The 755-nt window shown below is 38.5% G+C and carries 1 protein-coding gene; it reads left to right on the forward strand.

The genetic code is table 11. The features are described 5' to 3' along the window. On the forward strand, nt 1–599 hold a 599-nt coding region (locus IEX29_RS26440; RefSeq protein ID WP_188738879.1), incomplete at its 5' end, for an IS4 family transposase. Nucleotides 600–755: the final 156 nt, after the last annotated feature.

Here is a 755-nt window from a genome sequence, read left to right on the forward strand (position 1 = left end):
AACATGACCGTAATCAATTGGAAGTGCTGGTGGATGATAAGGAAGCCATGTACGTCTTTGATCGTGGCTATATGGATTATGAACGTTTTGACCGAATGACAGACGATGGTTACTTTTTCGTATCCAGACTCAAGAAAAATTCTGTCACACGGAAGGTATACGCTTTTTCTGTTCCTCCTGAATCCAACGTGCTATCTGACCAGATGGTTTATATCGGATCCACGCAAAAACGTTGTGAAAATGCCTTTCGCCTTCTGGAGGTAATCGATACGAAAGGAAATGTCCTGCGGCTAATTACCAATCGATTTGATTTAGAACCAAAAGAAATAAGCAATATTTATCGGTCGCGATGGGCAATAGAACTGTTTTTTAAATGGTTGAAACAGCACGTGAAAATCAAGCATTTTTATGGGATGAGTGAAACAGCTTTACAAAATCAAATCTACCTGGCGCTCATCACCTTTTGTTTACATGTACTCATTCAATTAGAAACACAGAGCGATAAGAAATTACTCCGTATTGTCCGCTGGTTAAAGGCAGCTATCTGGAAACCTGCTTATCTGTGGCTGCGTCGTTTCGAAAAGAAAACCATCCCTTGATCAAGAGAAGGGAACAGGTAATCACAGGAATATTGGTATAAATGTATATATTTCCCAAATGGACAGTGTCACCTTTATTAGGTTGTTGATTTTTTGGCGAAAATGACTATGAAATACTTTACAGAATATTCTTATTATATTTATGCAACGCTAGTG

Source organism: Oceanobacillus neutriphilus (assembly GCF_014645515.1).
In the GTDB taxonomy this organism is placed as follows: domain Bacteria; phylum Bacillota; class Bacilli; order Bacillales; family Amphibacillaceae; genus Oceanobacillus; species Oceanobacillus neutriphilus.